The sequence below is a fragment of the Paenibacillus sp. BJ-4 genome, assembly GCF_020404765.1.
In the GTDB taxonomy this organism is placed as follows: domain Bacteria; phylum Bacillota; class Bacilli; order Paenibacillales; family Paenibacillaceae; genus Paenibacillus.
Window position 1 is genome coordinate 41,402 of sequence record NZ_JAIVEM010000006.1, and the last position, 20,696, is coordinate 62,097.

Annotated in this window: 22 protein-coding genes; 18 read left to right on the plus strand and 4 right to left on the minus strand. The window is 48.6% G+C overall.

Annotated features, from left to right (window positions below):
- Window positions 1-60 precede the first annotated feature (60 nt).
- Complete coding sequence (locus tag LCF57_RS01950; RefSeq protein WP_225999217.1) at window positions 61-1,281, minus strand: MFS transporter; 1,221 nt, start codon at window positions 1,279-1,281, stop codon at window positions 61-63.
- Between the two features lie 96 nt (window positions 1,282-1,377).
- Window positions 1,378-3,405, minus strand: coding sequence for a beta-galactosidase (locus LCF57_RS01955; protein ID WP_225999218.1), 2,028 nt, complete (start codon window positions 3,403-3,405; stop codon window positions 1,378-1,380).
- A gap of 137 nt (window positions 3,406-3,542) precedes the next feature.
- On the opposite strand from LCF57_RS01955, the gene LCF57_RS01960 reads away from it, so the two are divergent.
- From LCF57_RS01960 to coaD, 9 genes are all read left to right on the plus strand, one after another.
- A complete protein-coding gene (locus tag LCF57_RS01960) occupies window positions 3,543-4,379 on the plus strand; it encodes an AraC family transcriptional regulator (protein WP_225999219.1) in 837 nt (278 codons plus the stop codon).
- A gap of 190 nt (window positions 4,380-4,569) precedes the next feature.
- A complete protein-coding gene (locus tag LCF57_RS01965) occupies window positions 4,570-6,387 on the plus strand; it encodes an APC family permease (protein ID WP_225999220.1) in 1,818 nt (605 codons plus the stop codon).
- Window positions 6,388-6,590: 203 nt separating this feature from the next.
- A complete protein-coding gene (locus tag LCF57_RS01970; protein WP_225999221.1) occupies window positions 6,591-7,709 on the plus strand; it encodes an acyltransferase family protein in 1,119 nt (372 codons plus the stop codon).
- A 171-nt stretch (window positions 7,710-7,880) separates the two neighbouring features.
- Window positions 7,881-8,513 carry a hypothetical protein gene (locus LCF57_RS01975; protein WP_225999222.1) on the plus strand — a complete coding sequence of 211 codons (633 nt, stop codon included), beginning with the start codon at window positions 7,881-7,883 and terminating at the stop codon, window positions 8,511-8,513.
- Window positions 8,506-9,021 carry an accessory gene regulator ArgB-like protein gene (locus LCF57_RS01980; protein WP_225999223.1) on the plus strand — a complete coding sequence of 172 codons (516 nt, stop codon included), beginning with the start codon at window positions 8,506-8,508 and terminating at the stop codon, window positions 9,019-9,021. The genes LCF57_RS01975 and LCF57_RS01980 overlap by 8 nt, the downstream gene beginning before the upstream one ends.
- Before the next feature lie 6 nt (window positions 9,022-9,027).
- The gene (locus LCF57_RS01985; RefSeq protein ID WP_081330746.1) at window positions 9,028-9,150 is read left to right on the plus strand and encodes a cyclic lactone autoinducer peptide; all 123 of its coding nucleotides are present in this window, start codon (window positions 9,028-9,030) and stop codon (window positions 9,148-9,150) included.
- A 57-nt stretch (window positions 9,151-9,207) separates the two neighbouring features.
- Window positions 9,208-9,420 (plus strand): hypothetical protein, encoded by a 213-nt coding sequence (locus tag LCF57_RS01990; protein ID WP_225999224.1) that lies wholly within the window; start codon window positions 9,208-9,210, stop codon window positions 9,418-9,420.
- A gap of 46 nt (window positions 9,421-9,466) precedes the next feature.
- Entirely contained in the window at window positions 9,467-10,108 is a 642-nt protein-coding gene (gene rsmD, locus LCF57_RS01995; RefSeq protein ID WP_225999225.1) for a 16S rRNA (guanine(966)-N(2))-methyltransferase RsmD, read from the plus strand.
- On the plus strand, window positions 10,101-10,622 hold the full coding sequence (gene coaD / locus LCF57_RS02000; RefSeq protein WP_225999226.1) for a pantetheine-phosphate adenylyltransferase: 522 nt from the start codon (window positions 10,101-10,103) through the stop codon (window positions 10,620-10,622). Before rsmD ends, coaD begins: the two co-directional genes overlap by 8 nt.
- Here coaD and LCF57_RS02005 read toward each other — a convergent pair.
- Window positions 10,585-11,880 carry a nucleoside recognition protein gene (locus LCF57_RS02005; RefSeq protein ID WP_225999227.1) on the minus strand — a complete coding sequence of 432 codons (1,296 nt, stop codon included), beginning with the start codon at window positions 11,878-11,880 and terminating at the stop codon, window positions 10,585-10,587. The genes coaD and LCF57_RS02005 overlap by 38 nt on opposite strands.
- A gap of 190 nt (window positions 11,881-12,070) precedes the next feature.
- Here LCF57_RS02005 and LCF57_RS02010 point away from each other — a divergent pair, with 190 nt between their 5' ends.
- The gene (locus tag LCF57_RS02010) at window positions 12,071-13,102 is read left to right on the plus strand and encodes a SepM family pheromone-processing serine protease (protein ID WP_225999228.1); all 1,032 of its coding nucleotides are present in this window, start codon (window positions 12,071-12,073) and stop codon (window positions 13,100-13,102) included.
- Here the strand turns inward: LCF57_RS02010 and LCF57_RS02015 are convergent.
- Window positions 13,092-14,327: a nucleotidyltransferase gene (locus tag LCF57_RS02015; protein ID WP_225999229.1), complete on the minus strand. Its 1,236-nt coding sequence runs from the start codon at window positions 14,325-14,327 to the stop codon at window positions 13,092-13,094. The genes LCF57_RS02010 and LCF57_RS02015 overlap by 11 nt on opposite strands.
- Before the next feature lie 284 nt (window positions 14,328-14,611).
- Between LCF57_RS02015 and LCF57_RS02020 the strand changes: the two genes are divergently transcribed.
- The 8 genes from LCF57_RS02020 to LCF57_RS02055 all read left to right on the plus strand — a co-directional run bounded on the left by LCF57_RS02020 (window position 14,612) and on the right by LCF57_RS02055 (window position 20,538).
- On the plus strand, window positions 14,612-15,130 hold the full coding sequence (locus tag LCF57_RS02020) for a YceD family protein (protein ID WP_225999230.1): 519 nt from the start codon (window positions 14,612-14,614) through the stop codon (window positions 15,128-15,130).
- Between the two features lie 189 nt (window positions 15,131-15,319).
- A complete protein-coding gene (rpmF, locus tag LCF57_RS02025; RefSeq protein WP_007429979.1) occupies window positions 15,320-15,493 on the plus strand; it encodes a 50S ribosomal protein L32 in 174 nt (57 codons plus the stop codon).
- Window positions 15,494-15,812: 319 nt separating this feature from the next.
- Complete coding sequence (fapR, locus tag LCF57_RS02030) at window positions 15,813-16,409, plus strand: transcription factor FapR (protein WP_225999231.1); 597 nt, start codon at window positions 15,813-15,815, stop codon at window positions 16,407-16,409.
- Window positions 16,393-17,385 carry a phosphate acyltransferase PlsX gene (plsX, locus tag LCF57_RS02035; protein WP_225999232.1) on the plus strand — a complete coding sequence of 331 codons (993 nt, stop codon included), beginning with the start codon at window positions 16,393-16,395 and terminating at the stop codon, window positions 17,383-17,385. The genes fapR and plsX overlap by 17 nt, the downstream gene beginning before the upstream one ends.
- An 8-nt stretch (window positions 17,386-17,393) precedes the next feature.
- Window positions 17,394-18,383, plus strand: a complete 990-nt coding sequence (locus LCF57_RS02040) for a beta-ketoacyl-ACP synthase III (protein ID WP_225999233.1) — start codon at window positions 17,394-17,396, stop codon at window positions 18,381-18,383.
- Between the two features lie 81 nt (window positions 18,384-18,464).
- On the plus strand, window positions 18,465-19,406 hold the full coding sequence (gene fabD, locus LCF57_RS02045) for an ACP S-malonyltransferase (RefSeq protein WP_225999234.1): 942 nt from the start codon (window positions 18,465-18,467) through the stop codon (window positions 19,404-19,406).
- A gap of 39 nt (window positions 19,407-19,445) precedes the next feature.
- Window positions 19,446-20,195 (plus strand): 3-oxoacyl-[acyl-carrier-protein] reductase, encoded by a 750-nt coding sequence (gene fabG, locus LCF57_RS02050; RefSeq protein ID WP_225999235.1) that lies wholly within the window; start codon window positions 19,446-19,448, stop codon window positions 20,193-20,195.
- A gap of 109 nt (window positions 20,196-20,304) precedes the next feature.
- Window positions 20,305-20,538, plus strand: a complete 234-nt coding sequence (locus tag LCF57_RS02055; RefSeq protein WP_007429985.1) for an acyl carrier protein — start codon at window positions 20,305-20,307, stop codon at window positions 20,536-20,538.
- Window positions 20,539-20,696: the final 158 nt, after the last annotated feature.

Sequence of the window (20,696 nt, forward strand, 5' to 3'; positions counted from 1 at the left end):
CCTGTGCTGTAGCCTTGAATTATATCAAGGAGCAGCCGAAGGCGCCGAAAAAGGCATGTATCAGGATGAAGCGGTTTGAAGCCGCTTTTTGCGCACGTATAAGGCGTACAGAATGCAGCCAAGCAGGCACAGGATACAGGCAAAGCCTGCCAGCAACCATGCCGAAGCGACTGCTCCGCCACGATCCATGCTGTTTCCAAGCCATAAGGGCAGCAGGGCACCCCCGACTCCGCCTGCACCGATAAGCAGGCTGGTAGTGGATTCTTCTGTGCCTGGCATCATTTTGCTGGCAAAAACGAGTGCGATGGAAAAAATGCCGGACATGCCCAGACCCAGCAGTGCAATAAGGACAAAGGTAACGGAAGTACCCTTAATCAGCGGGAATACACACATCAGCACGGTCGTTGCCAGTGAGCTCAGGGCGACAAAGACACCGTAGCCGTACCGATCGGCAATGTTGCCTGTGAATAGTCGTCCGGTGGCCATGGCTAGCCAGAAGCAGGTAACACTGAGTGCTGCCTCGGCTTGCGTGATTCCCAGGCGTTCAATAAACATGGAGGGCAGGAAATTAGCCAGGCTCATCTCTGTCCCAACATAGATGAAGAAAAAGACAATGAACAGAGCCAGCAGCTTCCAATTCCCTATAGGGCTAGCTTTAGAAGCTTTCACCTTCGGTGAATTAGAGGAGGAGGATGTATGGTTGTTCCCTCGTTGTTCCTGTTCGTCCAATACAGTGTCCAACGTGCCGAAGGACCCCCGTAGCCAAGCTACGACCGCAATAGCTGCGAACATGGAGATCATGGGAAAAGCCAATCTCCACCAGCCGAGAGCAATGAACTGGCTGGCGATAGCAGGCATGGCCAACGCGCCGATTCCAAAAAAGACTTCCAGCCGGCTCATAGCCGCGCCTGTTCCTTGAGTAATACCACTAATAACGATGGTACCGATAAGCGCTTCTACCATGCCGAAGCCAAAGCCAGCTGCTGCCCCGACAGCGTATAGCCATCCCCAAGGGGGCAATAGAGAGTACACTCCTTCTGCCGCACACAGCAGGAGCAGAGCAAATACCAGACTTCGGCGTTTGCCGAAAGTTCGTGCAAGCCATGGCGACAGCAGGACGCCAGCCAGAAAGCCGGAAAATTGAGCGAAAATCAGGCTTCCGCCCTCCGTATAGTTTCTGCCGTAGTGATCCAGCAGCACAGGTAGCAGGGACCCTACAACCACATGTGCCAGACCGATCAAAAAATAAGACAAGCTGCCAACCCATAGCAGTCGTTTCATGTTGAACTCCTTTGATACCTAATTTGCGCTCATACAGCAGACCGATCTGTAAATCAGAACTATGAAATCAGGCCTGTATAAGTCGGATATATGTTGTTATGATAGCTCCAGTACTTGAAAGCCGTAGCCATCAATGGAGATACCTCCTTCCAGGAAATTGCCGCTAATCAGCTCTTTCCCTTTTTGGTCATCCAGTTGTATATGTTGCATTTGAGCGTTATGGTTCAGGATGAACAGATACGATTTTCCATCTTTGGTACGTACAGTAGCTTCTACGCCTGCAGGAGCACGTAGCAAGGATGAAATCCCTTTTTCCTCACAAATATAACCCATTAGGCCATCAAGGAAAGATTCCTCAGGGTCCGATGCGACATACCATGCCTCACCTTGGCCGGAACGATTGCGTGTCAGTACTGGCATACCCTGATAGAAATCATCACCGTATTCAGCCAGCACCTCGGCACCTTCACTGTGCAGCAGATCGCAAAGCATGCCACATTGATATTCTCCATGCAATGCGCCTAACTTTTCTTTCATTATAATACGATTGTGTGATTCCGGCAGAAGCGCGTCTATTTCTTCTACCCAAATCCCGAGCAGCTTACGCAGCTTACCTGGATATCCTCCGGTTGTGGCCAGATCGTTTTCATTGACGATTCCGCTGAAAAAGGTGGTAACGAACGTGCCGCCACGCTGCGTGAATTGTTCCAGCTTCTCAGCAGTACCCGGCTTGACCATGTAGAGTACAGGCGCGATAATGAGATCATATTTCTGGAAATCCGTTTCTACGGAAATCAGGTCTACTTGCACGTTACGCCGGAAAAGGGCAGCATAGTACTTATGCACCTGATCTACGTAATTCAATGCAACAGAGGGCCCGCTTGATTTTTCTAATGCCCACCAATTATCCCAATCGAACAAAATGGCTACTTTGGCATCGACGGTCGCGTCAAGGAACCGGTCTCCTAATGCTCCAAGCTCTTTGCCAAGCTGTGCCACCTCGCGGAATACACGTGTATTTTCGTGTCCGGCATGCTCAATCACAGCTCCGTGAAATTTCTCACAAGCACCGATAGAGCGGCGAAGCTGAAAGAACATGACTGTGTCCGCGCCATGCGCTACCGCTTGGTAACTCCATAGCCGCATGATGCCGGGACGTTTGAGCGAATTGTACGCCTGCCAATTTTGCTGGCTCGGTGTTTGCTCCATGAGCATAAAGGGCTGCCCATCCTTTAGACCGCGCATCAGATCATGTGCCATCGCGGTATAGCTTGCAGGCGTATTAGCCTGAGGATAGCTGTCCCAGGACACAATATCCATGTGTTTAGCCCATTTGAAATAGTCCAGTTGCTTGAAAAATCCCATCAGATTGGTCGTTACCACAGCATGGGGAATATGCTTTTTAATCGCGTTATATTCCAGCAGATAGCAATCGAGCATACTGTCTGAATTAAAGCGTGCATAATCAAGGGAAATTCCTTGAAAGGAGGAGTGATTTTCTCCCCAATGCTCGCTCAGATTATTCGGGGGCACAATTTCATCCCAATCATAGAAGGTGTGACCCCAGAAGGAAGTGTTCCACACCCGGTTCAATTCTTCCAGTGATCCGTATTTTTGCTTGAGCCATACCCGGAACGCGGCGGCGCAGTTGTCACAATAACAATCACCGCCGTATTCATTGGATACGTGCCACACGAGGATAGCGGGATGATTTTTGTATCGCTCGGCCAATCGGTCAGCCATATGCTCCGCGTATTTACGATAGGTTAGACTGTTCGGACAGGAGTTGTGGCGGCCGCCGAATTTCCGCTTGCGTCCGTCAGCATCGACCCGCAGAATATCCGGATAACGGGTAGCCATCCAGGCGGGGTGTGCTGCAGTGCTGGTAGCAAGACAAACGAAGATACCGCTTTCATGAAGACTGTCAATCAATTGATCCAGCCATTCAAAATGATATGTGATTTCGTCCGACTGAATTTTGGCCCATGAAAATACGTTGACTGTGGCGATATCAATCCCTGCCAGCCTGAACATCCGTAAATCCTCCTGATGTGTGGCCTCATCCCATTGCTCGGGATTGTAATCTCCACCGTAAAATACTTTAGGAAGTTTGCCGCTTATCATGCCAATCACCTCTATATATAAGAATAATTCTATCTTATAATACAAGTAATGTCTTTTATATATAATAAAATGAACTTGGATATAACAATATGGATCTATAAGAGAAATACATACCCGCATACGCCGGAGGTGCATTTATGATTTTGACTCCCCATCATTTGCGATTTTTTCTGACTACACGTGAGCACTCTTTACCGCTTTTTATTGAGAGCATCGGATTCAACAGCAGGCAGGAGGATGTGTCCCGTCCAGAGGGATATCCGTGCTTTCACTGGATTCAGACGGTATCCGGTGAAGGGATATTTACATTTAAAGGGGGGACTTTCCGTCTGGGTGAGCAGTCCGGGGTTCTGCTGCTACCGGGCGAATCCCATGCATACAGACGGGCGACAAAGGTATGGCGAACGTTATACATCACATTTGACGGACCCATCGCCGCTGCTGTATTGACTGCTCTCGGATTGAAGCATACGCGCGGATATCATTGGGACCCGGATAGCGAGCTGCATACCTTTGGAGAAGGTATCCTTCATTCGCTGGTTAGCGAACGGGATTTATCCGGATTAGATGCATCGGCCAATATATACCGCTTTCTGACACTGTTGCGTAAATATGGGCAGCACAGCTCGATGCCTTCTCTGTCCCATAATGTGGAACGTTTGGCGCCCGTACTGGCCTTTATGGAGCAAAATTACGCCAGTCCGGATGTGGGGCTGTCTGATATGGCGCTTATGATTAATGTTAGCGCCCGTCATTTAAATACATTGTTCAAGCAGGCTTTTGGCGTGACGTCCTATGCTTACCTGATTGTGATTCGGCTGCGTAAGGCTAAAGAAATGATGACAGAGTACCCGCATTTGACGGTTAAGGAAGTTTCGGAGCGCGTAGGGTTTCGGGATGCCAGCCATTTTGTGGCAACTTTTCGCCGTGCTGAGGGAATTACGCCGGAAAGGTTCAAATTACTATATACATAAGGGTATTTTATCGAAATACTCTTTCTTACTCGGGAATGCTCATTATAAGAGGTATTTATTATTGTTTTTTCAGGATGAAGGGGTATAAAATAATAGTTCATTTGTTTCATCAATTTGATGTTCAGGTGACATAATAAACATACGATCACAGTTCTTCTGCAAAACCCTCATCGAAGAAGGAGTTAATGAAATGCTGAGTAAAGTCAAAAGATTATTAATCGGTCGTCCTCGAAAGTCGACGGCTCTTGAGGAGGAGAAGCTAAACAAGCTCAAGGCTCTGGCCATTCTGTCCTCAGATGCATTGTCCTCAGTAGCTTACGGCACCGAGCAAATTTTGCTGGTTTTGATTACAGCGGGCTTCGCTGCCCTATGGTATTCCATACCTATATCGATCGCGGTACTGGGATTGCTGGTCATTCTGATCCTGTCTTATCGGCAAACAATCTTTTCCTATCCAGGTGGCGGTGGTGCCTATATCGTTGCTCAAGATAATTTGGGTAAGGCCCCGAGTCTGATTGCAGGCGGCTCCTTGCTGGTCGACTACATTCTGACGGTTGCGGTCAGCTCGTCAGCGGGTACAGATGCCATTACATCGGCATTTCCATCATTACACGATCATCGAATTGCGATTGCTCTGATCATGATTATCTTTTTGACTATTATGAACTTGCGCGGGGTAACGGAATCTGCCTCGGTGCTGGCTTTACCGATTTACTTATTTGTTGTTTCCATTTTTGTTCTGATTATTAGTGGTGTCATTCATTACATTGCAGGGGGAGCCCATGCTGCGGCACCGCAATTTGGAGCCACGGTATCCAACGTTAGCCTGTTTCTCTTACTAAAGGCGTTTAGCTCGGGTTGTTCGGCGTTAACCGGGGTAGAAGCTGTCTCGAATGCCATTCCGAACTTTCGCAAGCCTGCTGCCAAAAATGCAGCAACCACATTGATGATGATGGGCTTGATTCTCGGGAGTATGTTCATTGGGATCAGCTTGCTGGCTTATTGGTACGGTATTCGTCCGAATCCGCATGAAACCGTCATCTCACAAATTGCCAATGCCACTTTCGGACGCGGTGTCATGTATTACATCATTCAGGGCGTGACGGCGCTCATCTTGTTTTTGGCGGCGAATACAGCCTATTCTGCCTTTCCGTTGCTCGCTTTTATGCTGGCTAAGGACAAATACATGCCGCATATGTTCATGGTTCGTGGAGATCGGCTCGGATACTCGAATGGTATTCTGTTTTTAAGTGTTTTCTCGGCGTTGCTGGTCATTGTATTTGGCGGAAATACAGAAAATCTGATTCCGCTGTATGCTGTAGGGGTATTTATCCCTTTTACGCTTTCCCAGCTTGGGATGATGATTCACTGGATTCGGCTCAAGCCGTCCGGCTGGGTCGTCAAGCTTGCCATTAACACGATCGGCATGCTGACCACGTTGTCGATAACGCTTATCTTTATCTTTACCAAGTTTAGTCAGGTTTGGATGGTGTTCATCTTCCTGCCTTTGGTACTGTATTTCTTTATGAAGATCAATATTCATTACAAAAATACGGCTGAGCAGCTGCGCATTGACATTACAAAGGATAAACCGATGATCAAAGGCAATACCATTATTATTCCGGTGGCAGGCATTACTCGGGTCGTCATGAATACCATCAGTTATGCCAAGACGTTGTCGGACAATGTGGTTGCTGTATATGTTGGTGTAGATGATGATGCAATTCGTAAAATGGAGCAGAAATGGGAAGAATGGGATGTCGGTATCCGCTTGGTGGTCTTGAAATCCCGTTATCGTAGCATTATTAATCCGCTCCGCAAGTTTATTGATACAGTGGAATGGAAAAAAGCAGACGAGGATCATATTACTGTCCTCATTCCGCAATTCATTACCAAGCACTGGTGGGAAAATATTCTGCACAATCAGACCAGTTTGCTGATGAGAGCTTATCTGCTCAATTACAAAGACGTCATCGTAACGACGGTTCCTTTTCATCTAAACAAATAAAATGAATGACTGCCAATTGGCCATGCTCATTTGTACATGCTGCAGGGAGCAACTAACTATAGCTTAACAATGTGAACATCTTTTGGCCGCAGATCATGCGGCTGGGAGATGTTTTTTTACATACGGAGATATTTACTTTGATGATACGTTTTGTGTATTATAGATACAAAATGTATCGTATAGGATCGATATGGAGGGATACGATGCCCGAAGCCAAGGGTGAAATGGAACATGACAAGCTGCAGTTTGTAGATACGCTGAGAGCGCTGGCCATTATTGGGGTTTTGCTGGTGCATGTCAGTCAGCATGTGGACGGAATCAACGGATGGATACAAAAAGGCTTGAGTATGGGTGCCAAAGGAGTCGCTTTATTTTATCTGGCCAGCGCTTTTACGCTATTTTTGTCTCTGAGCAGACGTTCGGGGGACAGGAGAGAAAGAATTTCGGCTTATCTGATACGTCGCTTTTTCCGAATTGCTCCTTTATATTACGTAATGCTCGGGATCTATTTAATTGTGAACGGGACAGGTCCTCGATTTTGGCTTGGGGATCAGGAGGGGATCACGGTCGCCAATATTGCAGCTCATGTCCTGTTTTTGAATGGCCTGAACCCATATTGGATCAACAGTATTATCGGGGTGGAATGGTCCATAGCGGTGGAATGTATGTTTTATCTGTTTGTCCCCTTATTATTTAAGCTGATCCGGTCAGTTCGCCATGCTGCCTGGTTTGTCATGATTGTGCTTGTGCTAAGCTTCGGGCTAAATACGTGGTTTGCTCAATATCCATGGATTAGTGATCATTCCTTATGGGGGCATTATCTGTATTTATGGTTTCCGAATCAATTGCCTGTCTTTGGGCTGGGTATATTGTTGTTTTTTATTTGGAAGAACGAGCGGCATTGGAAAAGCATAGACCGGGTCAGTGGGGGCTTGCTGCTTGTATCTGTGCTATTTGCGTTTTTTACAGGTATGACGGATTACCTCATAGGCGCTGGGTTGCTGCTGGGGGCATATGCTTTGTATCATTGGCAGCCGATGTGGTTGCTTAATCGGGTATGGTCATGGATTGGCCGGCTCAGCTACAGCATGTATTTGACACATATGCTGGTTCTGGGGCTGATCATTCAGATCAAATTCCCCTTTGCCCCGACGGTCAACCTCATTATGATGTTTATGATGACGCTGCTGTTCACTACTGGACTGTCCTGGCTCACCTATACATGGATTGAACAGCCCGGTATCCGCTCTGGGAAAAAGCTCATATCACGAATGAAGCCTAGACGTCCACAGGGAGATCTGGTTAAGGAAACCGTTGCTTAAGCCTTACTTGAAGCTTACATACGATAACATTACGTTGAAGTGCTTGAAAAGTTCTATGAAATCATTGAAAAGACCTCTTGAAAAGTAGCTCCCAGCTCTTTATATTCGATGTACAGCCAAGCTTTTAGATATATCGATGAGGTTTGTTGGAATTGTAAAGGAGATGCGTGCATGCTTGTGGAGCCGATCGGCTTTTTGCTTTTTTCAACGCTTGAGGGAGTGGCTGTTTTTGCACTGATTCTTAGTATTTTTAAAGTCAAAATGACACCCTATCTATGGCAGGCCATTTTTGTAAATTTGATTATGAACCTGCAAAGTTATTTGCTCCGAGAAGAATGGTCTCTCTCGTATTTGGTGCCTGTCATCAATATGCTGCTTTTTATTTTTTTACTCGCTACCGTAGTGAAAATTCCAATTGTGTGGTCGGGCATTATGACTGTAACAGGTTATTTTGCGTATGCTGTTATTCAGTCGGTGCTCCTAAAAATGCTGTTCGGCAATTTGCCAGTCTCTGAGTTGCAGGATGGGTCCTTGAAGGGTTATCTGCTGCAATCGATAAGCGCAGCCGCAGGGCTGCTCATCTCGTTTATGATGTATCGGAAAGGGATCGGCTTTGCTCCTAATTTCAAAAAGCTTAAATTCAAAGAGGAGTATGGCATTGTCATCACGCTGATTATCCTGTCCCTCATTTCAACTTCTATTGTGCTGTATTATAACGAGATATGGTTAAATATGATGTTTTTTGCTCTGGTTTCTGGATTTTTCATCTATTATGCGATCGGAAAGGAATACCGGGATGATTGAAATAATGGCTTCCAGGCTTGCCAACCAGATCAAACGTACGGTGCCGGATCATCCCGCCTCCGTTCCTGTACTTCAATATGCGCTTGCCCTCATTCTGAATGCATCCATGATCGTTGTGTTGACACTATTGGCCTCATTTTTCACTGGACGGATGGGAGAGGCTGCAACGATCCTCATCGCCTTTGCCCTGTTGCGCCAAATATCAGGAGGCATACATTTGAAAACAGGAATGGCATGTGTGGTGGTGACCTCGGTCGCTTTTACATCTATATCCTGTATCTCTTTAGACAGTTGGTGGATAAACCTGTTTACCGGAATGGCTCTTATGCTTGTTTTATGTTTTGCCCCATCCAGAATTGAAAAGCAGTCGCGCATTCCAGCCCGTTTTTATCCTCTCCTGCGACTGTTATCCTCCATACTTGTTTGTACTAATTTTGTAATCGGTTCTTCTGTAGTGGCTGTAGCTTTTTTCGTTCAGAGCCTGACATTGATTCGGGGAAGGAGGTGAAGAGGAATGGTGAGAAAAATAGTATATGGTATAGCGACATCGCTGTCTATGTTTGCAGCATTTGCTGTATCGGTAGCGAGCTATGTGTATGTTTATCAAGGTGATATCCCAGAAGAGCTGCTTAAATGAGCAAATCCTAGAATAGAAAAAATGATACATAAAGCTGCTATGGGGCAGCTTCTTTTTATGCAAAAAAATCAGGCGCTCCATGAAAGAAGCGCCCGAATGGGAGAGGAGAAACCGGACGAAGAGCTTATGGGGAAACGTAAGTCTTCTCCGCGGTTGTCTACGACATTGGTTGAATGCCGATATCCTAAGGATGCCCAGGGAAGGATTTTTTATACCTGCAATACCATACGTTTTTCAAACGGCGGTGCATGTGGTACGATAACGTCATAATCTTTATATGGTTATGAACACATATAGAAAATAGGTGAGTTTCAGCGTGAGAGTGGTATCGGGTAGTGCCAAAGGAAGGCCGTTAAAGGCAGTTCCCGGCACAGGGACGCGGCCGACCACGGATAAGGTCAAGGAAGCGCTATTTAGCATGATAGGTCCTTATTTTGATGGGGGAGTCGCACTTGATCTGTTCGCTGGCAGTGGTGGCCTGGGTATAGAGGCGCTTAGCCGGGGGATGGACAAGGCGGTTTTTATTGATATGGAATCAAAAAGCATTGAGGTTATTAAAGAAAATTTACGAAAAACCGGATTGGAAGAACAGGCTGAAGTGTTCCGTAATGATGCCGGAAGAGCGCTCAAGGCGCTCGCAAAACGTGGAGCCCTTTTTGATGCTGTTTTTCTGGACCCGCCCTATCGTCTCAAACATGGAGATGAATTAATGAGTCGTATGGCTGAATTGGGCTTGCTTCGTTCAGAGGCATTCATTGTGCTGGAGTATGAGTCTGGACATGAATACCCCGAAAGATTCGGGCCGTTCGAACAGGTCAAAAAAGCAGTCTATGGTGAAACGGCGTTATCTATTTATAAATATGCAGCCAATGCTTTGTCGGACGCCGAAGAGCACACAGAAACCGGAGTCAGTAAATCCGGCATCACCGAATCAGACGGGGAGGACCATCATGATTGAGCACAAACCACGTATTGCCGTATATCCGGGAACCTTTGATCCCGTGACGATGGGGCATCAAGATATCATTCAAAGAGCAGCCAGACAGTTTGATTTACTAATTGTCGCGGTTCTTAACAATATTAGTAAAAATCCGTTATTCTCTCTAGAGGAGCGAATGGAGCTATTGCGGACTGTAACCCGTGATATTCCAAATATTGAGGTGGACAGCTTCCGTGATCTGACAGCCAATTATGTACGTCAAAAAGGGGCTCAGGTTATTGTGAGAGGAATACGGTCGGTGACCGATTTTGAATACGAGCTGCAATTGGCCTCTACGAATCATAAGCTGAATCCGGATGCGGAAACGATCTTTATGATGACGAATCCCGCGTATTCATATCTGAGTTCCAGTATGGTGAAGGAAATTGCCCATTTTGACGGCAAGGTCGTAGATTTGGTAGCACCTGAGGTTGAGGACGCGCTGCGTTCCAAGGTCAACGCGATGCGCGACGGCTCCACCATGAAGTCATAAAGGAAATGACCAGTAATATAAGCACAATCGCAGCCAACAGGGAGGCAGACAGCACAGTCAGCTGCCAGGGATATAGGGATGCACCTTCCAATTGTGTTAAAAGATTAGTGGCTTCCGTCATGACGGAGTGTGCCGCCTCATCATATCCGCTTTCTGTAAGGGAAGAAGCTGAGCTGCCGCTAATGTAAGCTGGAATTGTATGGTTGGCAATATGACTGAAAGGTGTCCATGCCACGAGCGTAAGCCCGCAGGCGATGATCCCATGAAGCGCTCGCGACAGGGTGAATGTGATGCCTTTGTCGGATGGTCTGGTGACTGCAGTAATTTGGAGCCAGCCGCATAGGCCGCCCCAGCCCAGCACGGCGCTGATTAGTGCCGCTTGGGTGCGGAGATCATAAGGTAAACGGCTGATTTCATAGGAACCCAGATGAATCTCCATCCAGGCAGGCCATATGAAAGAAAGTGTTCCTTGGCCTGAGTATATGGATATTAGTCGAATCAGTACGGAAAAGAAAATAATAAATCCACCTGTCACCATAAGCGTCTGTACAGCATGAGATACGGTTTCGCCCAGTAGCTTTCCGAAACTGCGGCCGTCCCGTGCTCTGGCAGATTGCACAGCATTCCATGCGGAGCGGATCAGGGTGGTGGAAGTACGGGAAACAGAAGTGGGCCGTAGGGCAGCTGGCGTTTCCCGTTTTTGCAATTCCTTTGACGTTGCAGGCAATCTGGCTGTAATCCAGCCTGCCAGTAGTCCAGAGATCCAGTGAACAGCAAGTAACATTCCGCCTACAGTAGCATTATGCAGCATTCCTGTTCCGATGACGAGTAGAATGATGATCGGGTTGCAGAAATGGGCGATGGCGGTCAGTCGCCTGAGCTGGGGCTCGGTCATATCCTCCTGCTGTGCCCATTGGCGCACCGCCTCCACAGCCGCCGGGAATCCGGCGGTCAGGCCAAGGGCCAGCACCCAGCCGCTTCGTCCGGGCAGTCGAAACCAGAAGCGCATGAACGGCTCCAGCAGGACACCCAGTCCATGGACCAGACCGAAGGCGATGAGCATTTCGGATAACATCAAAAAAGGGAGCATAGCCGGGAAAATAATACTCCACCACAGCTTAAGCCCTTGGGTAGAGGCTTGAAACACCTCTTCTGGAGAGGTGACAACAGCCAATACGAGCAGAATGGCTCCGAAGCCAAGCAGTAGGGTTGTCCAGTAAGATGCGGTATGGACTTCCTTTTGTGTCAAAGGATTCACCTCTCATCAATATACTAAGGAGGGTCGGATGCTTCGGCAGCGATCTATTTACGATGTTGTCGGTATGGGTTGTTCATATATGTTGTCTTGTCGTAATCAATGTATGCTTGTTCGAAAGGCTTGAGAACAAGCAGGTGTGCAGGATTGATTGGGGGAAGATAGGGAAATCAGGCTGTAAGGGGGAGAAGAGATGAAGCAAATCAGCCGCAAAAGTGCTCTTTTTTCAATCGGCTATGTCTTGATGCTGGCTGCAATGGTCTATGTGCTGGTCTATATGCCTACCCCTTATCTGATCTATGGACCAGGTGGGGCAAACGAGATTAAACCGATGGTTACAGTCCGGGAAGGTGATCGCAACGAACGGGGGACCTTTATGATGACGACAGTATCGGCACGTTATGCCAATCTCATCATGCTGGGCATGTCCAAGCTGGATAGCAATTCGGAGATTCAGCGCAAGGAGGATCGTCTGCACGGAAGAAGTGAGGACGAATACACAGCCGAGCAGGTATGGTATATGGGGGATTCCCAGTCTTCCGCAATGGAGGCTGCATACAGCCGCGCTCAGGTCCCGTATCGGATTGTGCCGGATTATGTGTATGTGTTTAAAGTGCCCCGATCAAACAGCGTATTTGAGCCTGGAGATGAAATATTGGAGTTGAACGGAACGAGGGTAACGAATAATCGCTCCATTCGGATTGCCTTAGAAAATGAGAAGGCGGGGACAAAAGTCCGAGTAAAGCTCAAGCGCAATGGCACCTTGCTGACGGTGCAAGCTCCGTTAACGACCATCACAGACAGCGAGACGGGCAAACAACGTCCTGGATTTGGCGTCAGCATTGCCACGGTGCAAAAGGTAGAGCCGAAGGATGGACGTAAAACGATTCATTTTACATCCACAGACGTTGGTGGGCCTTCGGCAGGTTTAATGTTTACGATGGAAATTTATAACCAGTTGACACCCGGTGATTTGAGTAAGGGATATCGTGTAGCTGGTACGGGTACTATTGATAAGGACGGTCAGGTGGGAGCGATCGGTGGTGCAAAGTATAAAATTGTCGCCGCTGACCGTCAGGGTGCAGAATTGTTTTTCGTCCCGGCGGATAATTATAAAGAAGCCAAGGCCAAAGCTGAGCAAATTGGAACCCGAATGAAGCTCGTTCCGGTGCGTACGCTTGACGATGCACTGAATTATATGGAAAAGCTGCCCATCAAACCATAATGGGCGGTCGCAAGTAGTCGGCATACATATCGCGGATGGCGGGACGTGGCATCCCGGTTGCATGTATGGCGGCAGCGGCCGTATCCCAGTCCAGATGGGGATGTGATCCGGCAGATGGCTTGACCCATACAGGAAGGGTTGCTGTCTGCTTCATCCGTGCCAGCAACTCGCGTCCAGCCGTATTAAAGCCGAGCACACGGATATAACCGGGACCTTTCGCCAGCTCAGTGGGAGTCATATTGGCTTTGCCATGATTCAGCAAAATATGTGCAAGCATGCGCTGAAGCTTCGTATGAGTATACCGCCTTGTCTTGACGGCAGCGAGTAATGCCTCTACCGAGGGCTGGGCCAGCGTGTACAGCGATTGCCGCAGACGATACTCCAGCCCTTCGGTGACCTCATGCAGCTCCGCCAGCTGCTGCGGGCTGCGCGTGATCAGGGCGTTCAGCAGGGGCTGGCTGAACGCTTCCCATTGCAGCGGCGCGCGTCTGGCTTGCCACTCGCGCCGTAAAATCTCCAGCGTTGCCGCAGGTACATACGGCGACGCAGCCTCTGGCCCGCCGTCCAGCAGCAGACGGCGGATGGCCGTAGCGCTGGCGATGACTCCGTTCGCAGGCGCTACGGCTTCATGGTAGCCCGATCCGGTGCGGGCTACGGTGAAGGGCTTGATTGTGCTGCCCAGCCGTTCCAGCGCAATCAAGTAATGCAGCCCGAGCGTATTGTTGGGCTGCTGCATGAGGGCGGCGAGCGCAGCACCGTCCTCCCCTTCGACCGCGAGCGCGGCTGCGGCTCCCGCGTAGGCGGCAGGATAGCTCGCGCCGCTGCGCAGGCGCTGCGCGATGCCGGCCTTAAGCTCGGCCGGCTCTGCCGCCAGCACGCGGGCCAGCGCGCGGAGCGGCGCAATGTTTCCGCTCTCGCTGCCGAAGCAGAGCGCGTCGACGACGCCCGTGGCGCGGAGCAGGGCGACCGCCCCGTGGGCAAACCATTCTGCGGGCTGGATGGCGTAAGCCACAGGCAGCTCCACAACGAGGTCTACGCCCATGGCGAGCGCCATTTCCGTGCGGGACCATTTGTCCGTAATCGCAGGTTCACCCCGCTGGAGGAAAGGACCACTCATCACAGCCACCGTGCGCTCTGCGCCAGTGATGCGAAGAGACTCTTTCCAGTGATGAACATGTCCGTTATGCAGCGGGTTATACTCTACAATAACTCCAAGTGTTTTCAAGACGGATGTCGGCTCCTTTCTTTAATAGCTATTCCAGTAACTATTCTGAACAAGGCCATTGAGACCTGGACCAAAAAGCTTTATACTCGCATTATTGTACACGAAGAGTGGCGGGGGTACGAATGCTCAAAGGTACATCATCCGTACAACGTATTTTCGCTTTCGCATAAAACGTGCTGTACCATTGGAAAACCAATGGGTTTGTATGTGGTGTAAAGTGAAAGGTGTTGACAAACGACTCGATCAGTCGGTATAATAATTTTTGTTTGTTTGGAGTGATAGTGATGCAACTATTTTTTCGCAAAGTAGCAGCAAGTGACGGTCCTTTTCCTATCCGTGAATCTCTTAATGTGAGTGAATTGGTGGATGATCGTGCTGATGTTACGGCCGTTTCCCCGCTGGAGACCGATCTGGTCGCCGTTAGTCTGGGTCAAGGCTTGATGAGCGTGGAAGGCACACTGACCGCAGGTCTGGACATGCTGTGTTCACGCTGTTTGAGCCCGATGCACGAGGATTTGAAGATTGAATTCCGTGAACGGTTCAAGCAAACCTCTTCAAGTAACGAAGAGGAAGATGAAGATGGCGAATTTATTGCAGTGACGGAGGATTCCTTCGACATTGCACCGTATTGCAAAGAACTGTTTGTACTGAACGTGCCGTTTGCGCCTGTGTGCAGTGAGGACTGTCAAGGAATCGCACCCGCGGCCGGACAAAACTGGAGCATCGGCTCCGATGACAGTGACGATGGCAATACGGACAAGATTGATCCGCGTCTGGCAGGGCTTAAGGATTTTTTTAAATGAGAATTGAGTTCAATTCTGGAAAAAATCATCATCCACTTATGCTGGAGAGTTACAGAATCCATGCATGGATGTTGCAGGCTTGATTCACCGGCTGTAAGATAACTGCTTCCGGTAGTTACCTTCAGTCTTGAATGAGATAAGAAGTCATACCCGCTTTGCGGGGTTGATCTGGTTAAGGAGGTGGGAATAATGGCAGTACCTCAACGGAGAACATCCAAAACTCGTCGCGACAAACGTCGTACTCACTTTAAACTGGCAGTACCAGGTATGGTGAAATGCTCCGAATGCGGCGAATTGAAACTTGCTCACCATGTGTGCAAAGTTTGCGGAACGTACAAAGCTAGAGAGATCATCTCTCAATAATGTCCGATAAGTAGATTCTTTGGAATCTTCGCAGGGAAAGTGGCGCTTCACTCCAGTGAGGCGCCACTTTTTTTATTTGCATGCTTTCTTTTTTTATTTGCATGCTTTCTTTTTTTATTTGCATGCTTTCTTTTTGTGTCAGCATGCTATATACTGTTTTAGTACCAGGTTCTAAGAAAGAAGGGCCGAAGGGGTTCCTTTATACATACAAGATAACAAACCGGCTTGAAGTTATTGCCGTTAGAACGTGAAGTAACCCGAACCGTCGGCTGAACGGAAGTTTATTGCAGGGAAAGGAGGCGTCACTGACATCGAACGTTTGCCGAAGAGACAGAGACAGCAGCGGCTGACTCAATTGATTGATGACAATCCGTTCGTAACGGATCAGGAATTGACGAGACAATTGAAGGTAAGCATTCAGACGATTCGGCTGGATCGGATGGAATTGGGAATCCCGGAATTGCGGGAGCGGCTAAAGCTGATGGCTGAGCGCTCCTACGATCAGGTTCGTTCCTTGCCTTTACATGAGGTGATCGGGGATATCGTTGATCTTCAATTGGATCGAAGTGGTATTTCCATCTTTGAAATCAAAGAGGAGCACATCTTTTCACGCACCGGCATTGCACGGGGACATTATGTCTTTGCTCAAGCCAATTCATTGGCTGTCGCCGTGATTAATGATGAGATAGCATTGACCGCTTCGGCGGATATTCGCTTTGTCCGCCCTGTTCATTTGGGAGAGAAGTGTATTGCCAAGGCATATGTACGCTCAAATCCCGAGCAAAAAGGGAAGGCCAAAGTGGAGGTATTTGCCTACGTAGGAGAAGAAATGGTGTTTCAAGGAAACTTTGTCGTTTATCGGTCCACGGAGGAAGAGTATAGCGAAGGAGGAAGTCAGCATGCGGATCGCCATTGATGCCATGGGGGGAGATCATGCCCCTGAGGCGACAGTAGAGGGTGCGCTATCTGCGGCGGCGGAATGGAAGGATACAGACATTACGCTGGTTGGTGATCGTGAACGGATTGAATCGGTTCTGAACGGCAGAGCGTTGCCTGCGAACCTCAGCATTCGTCATGCATCCGAAATGATAGATGCGCAGGACGAGCCTGTAAAGGCAGTGCGGCGCAAAAAGGATGCCTCAATGGTTGTAGCTGGCCGAATGGTCAGAGAAGGCGAAGCGGATGCCATGATATCTGCAGGTAATACTGGTGCGTTAATGACCACAGGGTTGCTGGTGGTTGGAAGAATGGAAGGGATTGAGCGTCCGGCCCTTGCCCCGATGATACCGACGATTGATGATCAGGGTGTACTGGCACTGGACTTGGGGGCCAATATGGATGCCAAGCCCGAGCATCTCGCCCAGTATGCATTGATGGGGAGCTTGTATCGTCAGAAGGTTCACGGTATAGCTTCTCCGAGGGTAGGTCTGCTGAATGTCGGGACCGAAGCTGGGAAGGGCAATGAATTAACGAAATTGGCATTTCCTCTCATTGAGCAGTTACCTGTCCATTTTGTGGGTAATGTCGAATCTAGAGACGTGTTAACCGGAAATTGTGATGTACTGGTGTGCGACGGATTTGCCGGAAACATCATGCTAAAATCGCTGGAAGGTACGGCCGGAGCGATATTTTCTCTCCTTAAAGAGAAGTTCACCAAATCTTTAAAGACCAAGCTGGCGGCGGCATTGATTATGCCCGAACTTCGCAGTCTGAAGGATAAGCTGGACTATAAGGAGCATGGCGGAGCTCCCTTGCTGGGGCTGAGCGGACTCGTCTTGAAAAGTCACGGTTCGTCTGACGGCGTTGCCGTCAAAAATGCGGTAAGACAGGCCCGTACGGCCTTGCAAAACCAATTGGTGGAAAGTATATCCAAGGAAATCAGCAGGAAGTGAGTGACGATATGAATAAATTACGGCCGGTTGGTGTTATCGGAACGGGGAAATATGTTCCTGAGAAAATTCTGACCAATAAAGATCTGGAAGCCATCGTAGAAACAAGTGACGAATGGATTGTTAGTCGTACAGGGATTCAGGAGCGCCATATTGCGGCACCGGAGCAGGCTACATCGGATTTGGCTTATGAAGCTGCGATAAAGGCGTTGAAGTCTGCCGGCATGAAGGCAGAGGATTTGGATCTGATTATTGTAGCTACGGTTACACCGGATACGGCATTTCCGTCAACTGCCTGCATTCTTCAGGATAAGTTGGGAGCAAAAGGTGCAGCGGCTTTCGATTTGTCTGCAGCATGCTCGGGTTTTGTGTATGGGCTGGCAACGGCAACAAGCTTCATTAAGACAGGGATTTATAACAATGCGTTGATCATAGGGGCAGACTGTCTTTCCCGCATTACAGATTATACCGACCGCAATACCTGTGTTCTTTTTGGAGACGGTGCAGGAGCTGTAGTGATTGGTGAAGTACCTGAAGGTAGAGGATTTCAATCCTTTGATCTTGGTGCCGAAGGTGCGGGAGGCAGCTTGCTTAAGTTGGAAGCTGGCGGTTCGCGTTTGCCAGCGAGTGCGGATACAATAGAAAATAAACAGCACTATATCTACATGAACGGACGCGAAGTGTTCAAGTTTGCGGTCCGTGTGATGGGAACAGCTACGGTTGATGTATTGGAAAAAGCAGGTTTGACCAAAGATGACATCGATCTATTCGTTCCGCATCAAGCCAATATTCGCATCATCCAGTCGGCGATGCAGCGTTTGGACTTGCCAGAAGAAAAGGTAGTCGTCAATGTTAATAAATATGCAAATACATCTGCAGCATCAATCCCTCTTGCTCTTGTAGAAGCAGCTGAGCAAGGCCGTATGAAGGAAGGCGACCGGATATTAATGGTGGGCTTCGGCGGCGGGTTAACCTGGGGTGCGTCGGTTCTTGTCTGGTAAGAAGACGGCGGGTTTGATACAATATTGAATTTGTCAGGTACTTTACAGGACAAGCATTGGATACAGAGAGGTGCATACAAGATGGGCAAAACGGCATTTATATTTCCCGGTCAGGGTTCACAAGCTGTAGGTATGGCTAAAGACGCTTATGAAGCGATTCCAGCTGCAAAGGAAGTGTTCCGTCAAGCGGACGAGCGGTTGGGTTTCGCGCTAAGCACACTGATTTTTGAAGGGCCGGACACAGCTTTGAAACAGACATCGAATACACAGCCTGCGCTGTTAACGGCAAGCATTGCATTATATGAAGCGTTCAAGGAAAAAGGGATTCGTCCTGATTATGTGGCTGGGCACAGCCTTGGGGAGTACAGCGCGCTTGTTGCTTCCGGTGTCCTTGCATTCGAGGACGCGGTTGAGATCGTACGTGCACGTGGCGAGTTCATGGAGCAGGCGATACCTGATGGACAAGGCGGGATGGCTGCTGTGTTGGGAGCTGACCGTGAAGCACTGGCAGCACTATGCCGTAATATTACGGAGTCTGGTCAACTGGTAGAACTGGCGAACATCAACTGCCCCGGACAAATTGTTGTATCTGGCACGAAGGAAGGTGTAGCTGCGGTCGCTGAACGTGTGAAGGAAGCAGGCGGCAAGCGTGCTATTGCTTTGGAAGTCAGCGGTCCTTTCCATTCTTCATTGATGAAGGAAGCGGCGACTAAGCTTTCCGACAAGCTGGAGGGCGTGGATTTCTCCGAAGCTCGGATTCCGGTTGTGGCTAATGTAACGGCAAAACCTGTGTGTGGTGGTAACGAAATTCGCCAGCTGCTGGTGGAGCAAGTCTATTCCCCGGTACTGTGGGAAGACAGCGTGGCATGGCTGCTGGAACAGGGTGTTGACACCTTTATTGAGTTTGGTCCGGGAAGTGTTTTAACCGGATTGGTTAAAAAGATCAACAAAACGGTTAAGCTGTATAATATAAGCAGCTTGGAGTCGTTTGCTTCTGTGACGGAGGCCTTGGAGGTCCGCTAAAAGTAATAGTTATCTATATACTTGCAAGGAGGGACTATGATGTCTAAGCCATTAAGTGGAAAAACGGCGCTGGTTACGGGAGCATCACGCGGAATTGGACGTAGTATCGCGCTGGCGCTGGCTGAAGCAGGCGCTAATGTGGCGGTAAACTATGCTGGCAGCGAAAGGGCTGCGGCTGAGGTTGCAGAGCAGATTCGAGCCATGGGCGTGGAGGCTATTACAGTCCAGGCCAATGTCGGGCGTGCTGACGAGGCGGACCGGTTAATCAAGGATGTAATTGACGCTTGGGGCAAGATTGACATCCTCGTGAATAATGCAGGAATAACAAGAGATAATTTAATTATGCGCATGAAGGAAGAAGAGTTCGACCAAGTGATTGAAACGAATCTGAAAGGCGTGTTTAATTGTCTCAAGGCGGCAACACGACCTATGATGAAGCAACGTTCCGGTCGAATTATCAATATTTCTTCTGTTGTCGGTGTACTTGGCAATGCAGGTCAAGCAAACTATGTAGCTGCTAAGGCGGGAGTGATTGGTCTCACCAAATCCTCTGCTAGAGAGCTTGCTTCGAGGGGCATTACAGTAAACTGTATAGCTCCCGGATTTATCGATACGGAGATGACGCAGGTGCTGGCTGACGATTTGCGTGATAGTATGCTCAGTGGTATTCCGCTGGCCCGTCTCGGACGGCCTGAGGAAATTGCGAACGTGGTGCTGTTCTTGGCCTCGGATGCTTCCTCATACATGACGGGCCAGACTTTGCATGTGGATGGCGGCATGTACATGTAATTACTTGCTGCTAATCCGCATGCCCCGATGAAGAGTAGTAAATGAAAGCTCTCTTCTATGGCATTTTAATTGTAATTTTCGTATAATACCTAAGGAGGAGGTGAGCCGGATGTCCGACGTATTGGAGCGCGTAAAACGCATTGTCGTTGACCGTTTGGGAGCCGACGAAGCCGAAGTTACACTTGAAGCATCTTTTAAAGATGATTTAGGCGCTGATTCTCTCGATGTAGTTGAATTGGTTATGGAATTGGAAGATGAGTTTGATATGGAAATCTCTGATGAAGATGCAGAGAAAATTACAACTGTAGGTGAAGTTGTAAAGTACATACAATCTCATACCTAATTCATGTCAACAAAAGTCCCGTTCTGTTACAGGCGGGACTTTCTCCTAATTATACAGATTGAACTAAAGACGGAATTGCCGTGTGTTTGATTATACGGCATTACTAACTTTAGTTGATTCTATATTATTTCTGCGCACAAAGCGTGCGGCCTTAAAAT

Coding starts and splice junctions, on each gene's coding strand:
- LCF57_RS01950 (WP_225999217.1), bottom strand. CDS start 1,281: ATGAAACGACTGCTATGGGTTGGCAGCTTGTCTTATTTTTTGATCGGT.
- LCF57_RS01955 (WP_225999218.1), bottom strand. CDS start 3,405: ATGATAAGCGGCAAACTTCCTAAAGTATTTTACGGTGGAGATTACAAT.
- LCF57_RS01980 (WP_225999223.1), top strand. CDS start 8,506: ATGATTGAAATAATGGCTTCCAGGCTTGCCAACCAGATCAAACGTACG.
- LCF57_RS01960 (WP_225999219.1), top strand. CDS start 3,543: ATGATTTTGACTCCCCATCATTTGCGATTTTTTCTGACTACACGTGAG.
- plsX (WP_225999232.1), top strand. CDS start 16,393: ATGCGGATCGCCATTGATGCCATGGGGGGAGATCATGCCCCTGAGGCG.
- LCF57_RS02010 (WP_225999228.1), top strand. CDS start 12,071: ATGAAGCAAATCAGCCGCAAAAGTGCTCTTTTTTCAATCGGCTATGTC.
- LCF57_RS02055 (WP_007429985.1), top strand. CDS start 20,305: ATGTCCGACGTATTGGAGCGCGTAAAACGCATTGTCGTTGACCGTTTG.
- LCF57_RS01970 (WP_225999221.1), top strand. CDS start 6,591: ATGCCCGAAGCCAAGGGTGAAATGGAACATGACAAGCTGCAGTTTGTA.
- LCF57_RS01990 (WP_225999224.1), top strand. CDS start 9,208: ATGCAAAAAAATCAGGCGCTCCATGAAAGAAGCGCCCGAATGGGAGAG.
- LCF57_RS02040 (WP_225999233.1), top strand. CDS start 17,394: ATGAATAAATTACGGCCGGTTGGTGTTATCGGAACGGGGAAATATGTT.
- coaD (WP_225999226.1), top strand. CDS start 10,101: ATGATTGAGCACAAACCACGTATTGCCGTATATCCGGGAACCTTTGAT.
- rpmF (WP_007429979.1), top strand. CDS start 15,320: ATGGCAGTACCTCAACGGAGAACATCCAAAACTCGTCGCGACAAACGT.
- fabD (WP_225999234.1), top strand. CDS start 18,465: ATGGGCAAAACGGCATTTATATTTCCCGGTCAGGGTTCACAAGCTGTA.
- LCF57_RS01975 (WP_225999222.1), top strand. CDS start 7,881: ATGCTTGTGGAGCCGATCGGCTTTTTGCTTTTTTCAACGCTTGAGGGA.
- fabG (WP_225999235.1), top strand. CDS start 19,446: ATGTCTAAGCCATTAAGTGGAAAAACGGCGCTGGTTACGGGAGCATCA.
- LCF57_RS02020 (WP_225999230.1), top strand. CDS start 14,612: ATGCAACTATTTTTTCGCAAAGTAGCAGCAAGTGACGGTCCTTTTCCT.
- LCF57_RS01985 (WP_081330746.1), top strand. CDS start 9,028: ATGGTGAGAAAAATAGTATATGGTATAGCGACATCGCTGTCTATGTTT.
- LCF57_RS01965 (WP_225999220.1), top strand. CDS start 4,570: ATGCTGAGTAAAGTCAAAAGATTATTAATCGGTCGTCCTCGAAAGTCG.